The organism is Rhizobium sp. FG96 (assembly GCF_057808655.1).
The window spans coordinates 1-9,246 of the sequence record NZ_JBMDIL010000029.1; the positions used below are offsets into that span (position 1 = coordinate 1).

Here is a 9,246-nt window from a genome sequence, read left to right on the forward strand (position 1 = left end):
TCCTCCCGAAACGCACGGCTCAACTGATCCGTCAATGGCTTCGTCAAAAACGACATCGCTGCCCGCTGCCAGTTAAACCCGATGCACAACTGATTTTTCTACTAACTGACGAAATTCCACTTTAGGTACATTGTTGCTCCTCAGTCACGACCAATGCGAAATATTGTGAGCACTAATATACACATAGCACTCTACCTCCGAGTGAGATAAATCATCATCAGGTAGCTGCATTGGTCTCTGGGCGTGCGACTCGGGCCTAATAGATTTGCAGCCGGAGGAATTGTTCAGCAAATGGATGGCATCGTTTTGCAGCATCATGACTCCGGTCTTCGTGCGCTCTGCGGGATCGCTGCGTTTTACCGGATCGCTGCTGACCCCATGCAGTTGCAGCATGATCTTGCGCTGAAGGGGCGCGCTGTGCAGGCTTCCGATATTCAGCGTGCAGCAAAGATTATCGGACTCAAGGCGCGTGTTGTCGAAAAGCTTACTGAGCATCGACTCCGCAGCATGCCTGTTCCGGCAATCGTCGAGGTTCGAGGCGCTTTCCATGTGCTTGGTGGGGTGAACCCATCGGGGAAATACCGGATTGTCGATCCTGTAACGAGGGCCGATCGGGAGATTTCGCCGGCTGACATCCTCGCTGAGATCGGCTCTCGCGTTATTCTTGTGGGGCGGCGCATCGGTGGTGAAGGATCTGATCCCCGCGAGTTCGGATTCAAATGGTTCTTCCCGTCCATCTGGCGCTACCGGAAGCCGCTCGGGCATGTCCTACTTGCCTCGCTCTTTGTGCAGATTTTTGCGCTGGTAACACCGCTGTTTTTTCAGGTCGTTGTCGACAAGGTCCTGACGCATAAAGGTTATTCGACGCTTTTCGTACTGGTGGCTGGCATTGCCATCATTGGCCTGTTTGACGTCGTTCTCCAATATTTGCGAACCTATGCGCTCGCGCATACGACGAACCGAATAGATGTGGAGCTCGGCCAGAGACTGTTTCATCATTTGCTGCGCTTGCCGCTTGGCTATTTCGAGACGCGGTCTGCGGGTCAGACAGTGGCGCGCGTTCGCGAGCTTGAGACGATCCGGACCTTCCTGACCGGGCAGGGGCTTTTTTCGGCGCTCGACGTTGTCTTTACCTTCGTCTTCATCGCTGTGCTCCTGGCCTATTCCTGGAGCCTGACGCTGATCGTCATCGCATCCATCCCAATTTATATCCTGATAGGGGTCGTGGTGCGGCCACCTCTTCGCGAGCTGGTGAAGGAGAAATTCAATCGGGGCGCTGCAAGCCAGCAGTTCCTCGTCGAGGCAGTGGTCGGCGTGCATACCGTCAAGGCGGCGGCGGTCGAGCCTGTCATGCAGGCCCAGTGGGAAGAGAAGCTCGCCGCCTATGTGAGGACGGCGTTCGATGCAACATTGCTCGGTGCTGGCGGTCAGAATGCTATCCAATATGTCAGCAAACTGGCAACGGCTGCCCTTCTGCTTTTTGGCGCCAAAGCCGTGATCGACGGCGAGCTTACTGTTGGGGCTCTCGTGGCCTTCAATATGATTGCCGGGCAGGTGACGCAGCCGGTGCTGCGGTTATCACAGCTCTGGCAGGATTTTCAGCAGGTCCAGATCTCTGTCGATCGCCTTGGCGATATTCTGAACACGCCTGTCGAGCGTCAACCGGGTAGCCGCATGGCTCTTCCGGCACCGAAGGGCAATATCGAGCTTCGCAACGTGACTTTCCGCTATCGTCCCGGTTCGCCGGATGTGCTGAAGCAGGTCTCGCTCGAGGTCAAAGCCGGGGAGGTTATCGGCATCGTCGGCCCCTCGGGTTCGGGAAAATCGACGCTGACCAAACTTGTTCAGCGCCTTTATAGCCCCGAAGAGGGGCAGCTGCTTCTTGATGGCGCCGATCTCTCTCAACTCGACCCCGCCTGGTTGCGCAGCCATATAGGCGTCGTCCTGCAAGAGAACCTGCTGTTCAACCGGACGATCCACGATAACATTGCGCTCTCTAATCCCGCGATGCAGAGAGCGCAGGTCATTGCGGTTGCCAAGCTTGCTGGTGCTGACGAATTCATCAGCAGGTTGCCGCAGGGCTATGACACCATGATCGAGGAGCGCGGCGCCAATCTCTCGGGCGGCGAGCGCCAGAGAATTGCCATCGCCCGGGCGCTTGCCACCAATCCGCCGATCCTGATCTTTGATGAGGCGACCAGCGCGCTCGACTACGAGAGCGAGCGCATTGTGCAGACGAACATGCACCGTATTGCGCAGGGCCGTACGGTCATCATTATTGCCCACCGGCTGGCAACCGTGCGGCGTTGCAACCGGATCATCGGTATGGCCGACGGGCGTATCGTCGAGAGCGGCAGCCATGACGATCTGGTGAAACAGCGAGATGGACTCTATGCCCGGCTTTGGGCGTTGCAGAACGATGGAGCCGGCGCATGAGAAGCGCAATTTCCGCTCGCTATGCCGGGCTTCCGCCACGCCCTGCAAAGCGATCTGATCATGAGTTTCTGGCGCCCGCCCTTGAGATCCTGGAGACCCCACCGTCACCGGTTCGTATGGCTCTCATCATAATCATCTGCGCTTTCGTGTCGACCGCACTCATCTGGTCTTATCTCGGGCATATCGACATTATCGCGGCTGCGCAGGGCAAAATCCAGCCAACGGGCCGCGTCAAGGTCGTGCAGCCGCTCCTGACCGGCAAGGTCAAAGCATTGCCGCCACCGAACGGCGCTCATGTCCGAGCGGGTGACATTCTTCTTGAACTTGACCCAACCGATGCCGTCGCCGACGAGACTGATGCGGTGAAGGGGCTGGCATCTGTGCGGGCCGAAGTGCTGCGCCGGAAGACAGTGGTGGATTATCTGGGATCGAGAACAAGCGGACGGCCATTGCCCGAAATCGCATGGGATGCCGGGACGCCGGTAGAGTTACGGCGCCGTGAAGAAGGTATCTTGCTTGGTGATATCGAGCAGCACCAGGCAACAATGGCATCGCTCGACGCTCAGCAACATCAAAAGGAAGTCGAGCGGGATCGTCTGACGGTCACGGTTGCAGCGCAGAATTCGCTTGTCGAAACGCTGGGAGCGCGCGTGATGATGCGCAACTCTTTGGCCTCGAAGGAGGCCGGTACGATGGCGAGCGTGCTTGACGCCACCGAGACGCTGAAAGAGCAGGCAACGCAACTTGCCATTCAGGAAGGACAGCTTGCGGATGCCGCGGCGGGCATCGAGGTTTATGCGCGCGAAAAGGAAAAGATGACGCGTACGTTCCTGAGCGACCAGCTGGAGCGGCTGGGCGACGCCGAGCGTCGTGTAGAGGAGTTGGAGCAGCGCCTCGCAAAGGCGAAAAATTCGCACGAGCAGATGTCTCTTCGTAGCCCGATCGATGGAACGGTACAGGCATCCTCAATCACCAGCGTGGGGCAGGTGGTTACCGTCGGTCAGGATGTGATGCGGGTCGTGCCTGAAGGCAGCACATTGGAACTGGAAGTGTATGCCCTGAACAAGGATATCGGGTTCATCAAAGTGGACCAGGATGCTGTGGTCAAGCTCGATGCCTTCCCATTCACTCGATATGGAACAATCCCCGCGCGTGTCACGAAAATCGCGACGGATGCCATTCCTGAACCGGATGCGGCGCGGCGCGAGGGCGATGCGGCGGCGCGGCAGGGCGATACGGCCTTTGGTGGCGCCGAGAGAATGCAGAACCTGGTGTTTCCTGTGACGCTAAGCCTTGAGGCCGACAGCATCGCAGCCGATGGCCGCGACATCAAGCTAACGGCAGGCATGGCTGCGACGGCCGAGGTTCGAACCGGCGAGCGCCGGATTCTGGAGTATGTGTTCTCGCCCTTGGTTGAGGTCGCCGAGCAGGCGATGCGGGAAAGATAGTCGTGATGCGACAGCCATGTTGATGGCCGGTGTGATGCAAAAGGTAATGTGGGATAGGCAGGTGGCGATCCAATGACAGGCGTCTACAGCTATACTAAGCGGGTATTCCTCACAGCCAATCAGAAGGTTGATGGTCTTTTCAGCGGCTATGCGTGGGATGGGACGATCACTTATGCATTTCCGACGGACGCCGCTGCCTATCAGTATAGCGGCGAGCGAGACCATAGGTTTGCAGCGATCTCTGAGAAACAACAGAGTATGGCTCGGTTTTTTCTGGTGCAAGCTGATGGCAACGCGGCCAATGATGGTTTTTCGGTAGCGGGTTTCACTAATGCCAACTTCGTGCAGACGGCAGATTCCAGCACCGCCTCTATCCGTTTTGCTCAGTCTTCCCTTCCCGATACGGCATGGACTTACTATCCCGGCAGCGACGTCGCGTCCGGCGACATTTGGTTCGGGACTGCTTATGCCAGAACAGCAAGCGATTACCGCAACGCCGAATTCGGCAATTACGCCGGCCAGACGTTGATGCATGAGCTTGGCCATGCGCTCGGTTTGAAGCATGGCCATGAAGCCGACGCAGGCAATCCGACTATTGTGCCGAGCGCCTACGATTCCGTCGAATACACGACGATGACGTACCGTTCCTACGTCGGAGACAAGGGGAACGGCTACAGCTACGAGCAGAATGGCGCGCCCCAGACCTTCATGATGCTGGATATCGCGGCCCTCCAGCAAATGTATGGCGCGAATTATTCGGTCAACAGTGACGATACAGTCTACAGCTGGGATCCGAGCAAGGGGATTACCTATGTCAATGGCGATGAGGCAATCACACCAGCGGCAAACAGAATCTTTGCGACCATCTGGGATGGCGGCGGGATCGACACCTATGACCTGAGTGCCTACAAGACAAGCCTCAGGATCGATCTCAGCCCTGGCGGGTATTCATTCTTCTCGCAGGGCCAGTTGGCCTATCTGGGGGGCGGGCCGAACAAGGGTTACGCTCGCGGCAACATCTTCAACGCACTGCTTTACAACGGCAATACAGCTTCACTGATTGAAAATGCGATCGCCGGCTCCGGCAACGACACCGTTGTCGGCAACGACGCGGACAACGTTCTCGAGGGGCGCGACGGCAATGATGCGCTCTATGGCGGGGCAGGAAGTGACATACTCTATGGCGGTTCCGGCAACGATACGCTCGATGGCGGCACGGGTGCGGACAGGCTCGTCGGCGGCCTAGGCAATGACACCTATATCGCCGATATCGGGGACGCCGTCGACGAAGACGAGAATGCCGGCATTGACCTGGTCAAAACGGCGGCTGAGACATATTCCTTGGAGAGCTTCAGCTATGTCGAGAACCTGACCTTTACCGGCATGGTGGATTTTGCCGGCACGGGCAATGCTCTGGCAAACGTCATCACTGGCGGTAGGGGTAACGATATCCTTGATGGCGGGGAGGGCGCCGACACCCTGATCGGCGGCTTGGGCAACGACATCTATGTTGTCGACAGCGTTTCTGACGTGGTTTTTGAAGCGGCCAAGGCTGGCACGGACGAGCTGCGCACCTCCGTTGCCGTCTATTCGATTGCAACGCGCGCGAATATCGAGAACCTCACCTATACTGGTAGTGGCGCCTTCACAGGCACCGGCAACACGCTCGTCAACACGATCATCGGCGGAGACGGTGACGATACGCTGGACGGCGGTATCAGCGCCGATACGCTGGTCGGCGGGGAAGGCAGCGACACGTATCTCATCGACAATGTCGGCGACATCGTTACCGAGGCTGCTTACGCTGGAACGGATACTGTCAAGACTGTTCTGGCGAGCTATGTGCTCGGTTCAAACGTCGAAAATCTGACATATACCGGCAGGTTGGCCTTCAAGGGTACCGGCAACGCCTTGAATAACGTCATTGCCGGTGAAGCCGGCGCCGACATTCTTGATGGCGGGGCCGGTGCCGATACATTGATCGGCGGCTTGGGCAATGACACGTATGTTATTGATGATGTCGGCGATACCGTCACCGAAATTGCGAACGCCGGCACCGACCTGATCAAGACGACGCTGCTTAACTATTCGCTGGCGGCCCTCGCCAATGTCGAGAACTTGACATTTATCGGCACCGGCAATTTTACCGGTACCGGCAGCGTCCTGGCAAATGTCATCATCGGCAACGTCGGTAAGGATATTCTTGATGGTGGTACTGGTGCTGACACACTGATCGGTGGTCTGGGCGATGACACTTATATCGTCGACAACGTCAAGGACGTCGTCACCGAGGCAGCGAAAGCCGGTAGCGATGAGATCCAGACGTCGCTTTCGGCCTACTCGCTTGCTGCCTTGGCGAATATCGAGAATCTGTCCTTCACCGGCACGGGCAATTTCTCGGGCACCGGCAATGCCGTCGCCAACACGATCACCGGCGGCGCGGGCAACGATACACTGAATGGCGGAGCGGGCGCTGATACATTGATCGGTGGCGCCGGCAACGATACCTATATCGTCGATAACCTTGCTGATATCGTCACAGAAGAAAGCGGTGAGGGCATCGATACAGTCAGCACGGTGCTTGCCAGCTATACGCTCGGTGCCGAGCTTGAGAATCTCACCTATGTTGGCAAATCTGTGTTTGCGGGTACCGGCAACGATCTTGACAACATTCTCACCGGCGGCGTCGGGGCAGATAAGCTCTTTGGTGGTCACGGCAATGATACGCTGATCGGCGGCGCGGGTGCCGATACAATGCTGGGCGGTGACGGAGATGATATCTATGTCGTCGATATCTCGACTGACATTGTCACCGAAGCCGTGGGTGAGGGTACCGATACCGTCAAGACAGCTCTCTCGAGCTACATGCTCGGCACCAACCTTGAAAATCTGACCTACACAGGGACGGTGGCGTTCGCTGGTACGGGCAACGATGCAGCAAACATCATAACGGGTGGATCAGGTGCTGACACGCTTGATGGCAAAGCCGGCGATGATCGCCTGATCGGCGGCGGCGGCAATGACATCTATATCGTCGATAGCCTTGGCGACGTTGTCGAAGAGGCTTCTAACGCGGGTATCGACCTTATCAAGACCGGACTTGCCACCTACACTCTTTCCGCGAATATTGAGAGCTTGACTTATACCGGAAGTATTGGCTTTGCCGGCGTAGGAAACGTGCTCGACAATGTCATCACCGGCGGAGCCGGCGATGACACGCTTTTCGGCGATGGCGGCAGTGACACGCTGAATGGAGGTGCCGGGGCGGACTCGATGTCGGGCGGAACGGGAGACGATACTTATATCGTCGATAATGCTGCCGATAATGTTCTCGAAAATCCTGACGAAGGCACCGACATGGTGCGGACGAGCCTGACGAGCTACATGCTTGGCGCCAATATCGAGAATCTTGTCAATATCGGCACCGTGCGCTTTGACGGCACAGGCAACGAACTGGACAACGTGATGACCGGCGGCACGGGAATCGATACGTTGCGGGGAGGAGCCGGCAACGATACCTATATCATCGGTGCCGGCGACATTGTCGTCGAGGAACTTGGTGAAGGTATCGACACCGTGCAGACCAATCTGGCTTCCTATACGCTGGGGGGCAATGTCGAGAACCTGATTTCCACCCGCGGTGCCGCCTTTACGGGCACCGGCAATGACCTCGATAACGTGATCAAGGGCGGCGCGGCGGCCGACAGGCTGGCCGGCGGCAGCGGTGATGACACACTCGATGGCGGGGCTGGTGCCGATACGCTGATCGGCGGGATCGGAGACGATACTTATATCGTCGACAACGCCAAGGATCTAGTGATCGAAGCCGTGGGTGCCGGTGACGACACGATAAAGACGACGCTTGCTGCGCTGACACTCGCCACCAACGTGGAACGCCTCGTTTACACCGGTATGGGCAATTTTTCGGGGACAGGCAATGCCATCGACAATACGATCACTGGCGGATCCGGCAACGATACGTTGAACGGCGGAGTTGGCGCCGACACGCTGATCGGTGGCGCTGGGGACGACATCTATTTGATTGACTCCGATGGTGATACAGTCACCGAGCTTGCCGCTGCAGGTGTCGACACCGTGAAGACCGCACTGGCCAGCTATGCGCTGGGAGCCAATGTCGAGAATCTGACCTATACGGGCAAGCTTGGCTTTACCGGCACCGGCAACGAGCTGGACAACATTCTGACAGGCGGAGCGGCGGCGGACACTCTCACCGGCGGTCTTGGAAATGATACGCTGAACGGCGGTACAGGGGCCGATATCATGTCAGGCGGGGCCGGGGATGATATATATATGGTCGATATCGCGACCGACACCGTAATCGAAAATGCAGGCGAGGGAACTGATACGATCAAGACTTCGCTGACCAGCTACACGCTCGGCGACCACGTGGAGAATCTGACCTATACGGGTAAATATGCCTTCAAGGGCACCGGTAACGAGCTCGACAATATCCTGACTGGTGGAGCAGGTGCTGATCGGCTGGTCGGGGGTTCCGGCAACGACACACTGATAGGCGGTGCAGGTGTCGATACGATGCTGGGCGGGATCGGTGACGACATCTACGTCGTTGACTCTACCTCCGATGTAGTCACCGAAAATGCGAACGAAGGCACGGACACAGTCAAGACGTGGCTTGCAAGCTACACGCTTGGAGCCAATGTCGAGAACCTCACTTACACCGGCAGTGCCACTTTCAAGGGTATCGGCAATGCGCTCGACAATGTCATTACCGGTGGCTCCGGCAGTGACACGCTGAATGGCGGTGATGGTCTGGATAGGCTGATGGGCGGGGCTGGTAACGACATTCTAACGGGTGGGGTCGGTGATGATATTCTGACCGGCGGAGAGGGCGCGGATATCTTCGTCTATCTGCCGAACTGGGGGCACGACACGATCACGGATTTTACGGCAATTGGCACTATCCATGACACGATCAAGATCGATCACAGCGTTTTCGCAGATTGGGCAGCACTCCTTGCCAGCTCCAATCAGTCCGGCAATGATACCGTGATTACCGCCGATGCGAGCAATACGATCACGCTGAAGGACGTGCTGACTTCAAGCCTGCAGTCGACCAATTTTCAGTTTGCCTGACTTCGGACTGATCACCAAGGCCAGCTAACGATCGGCTCTCGCCAAGCGTCAGACGCGCTGGCGTTAGCCTTTAAGCATTTTCAATGTCGTCGTCACTGCCGCCGCATCCGCCGTCAGCGGCCGATACTCCATGCCAATTGCGCCCTGGTAGCCGTGATCAAATAGCCAATCGAGGCGATGGCGCAGGTCTATCGTAAGCCTCCGGTGAAGGCCACAGGTCAGGCAGCTTGAGCTTCTGACGCTGGCG

The 9,246-nt window shown here is 57.4% G+C and carries 3 protein-coding genes and 1 pseudogene; 3 read left to right on the forward strand and 1 reads right to left on the reverse strand.

What is annotated here, in order from left to right; all coding sequences use genetic code 11:
* The first annotated feature begins 291 nt into the window (after window positions 1-291).
* The 3 genes from ACODR6_RS31895 to ACODR6_RS31905 all read left to right on the forward strand — a co-directional run bounded on the left by ACODR6_RS31895 (window position 292) and on the right by ACODR6_RS31905 (window position 8,999).
* Window positions 292-2,436 carry a type I secretion system permease/ATPase gene (locus tag ACODR6_RS31895; protein ID WP_489026565.1) on the forward strand — a complete coding sequence of 715 codons (2,145 nt, stop codon included), beginning with the start codon at window positions 292-294 and terminating at the stop codon, window positions 2,434-2,436.
* On the forward strand, window positions 2,433-3,884 hold the full coding sequence (locus ACODR6_RS31900; RefSeq protein WP_489026567.1) for an HlyD family type I secretion periplasmic adaptor subunit: 1,452 nt from the start codon (window positions 2,433-2,435) through the stop codon (window positions 3,882-3,884). Before ACODR6_RS31895 ends, ACODR6_RS31900 begins: the two co-directional genes overlap by 4 nt.
* 72 nt (window positions 3,885-3,956) lie before the next feature.
* The gene (locus tag ACODR6_RS31905) at window positions 3,957-8,999 is read left to right on the forward strand and encodes a M10 family metallopeptidase C-terminal domain-containing protein (RefSeq protein ID WP_489026569.1); all 5,043 of its coding nucleotides are present in this window, start codon (window positions 3,957-3,959) and stop codon (window positions 8,997-8,999) included.
* Between the two features lie 63 nt (window positions 9,000-9,062).
* Here ACODR6_RS31905 and ACODR6_RS31910 read toward each other — a convergent pair.
* Window positions 9,063-9,246: pseudogene (locus ACODR6_RS31910) on the reverse strand (hypothetical protein); the annotation flags it as partial.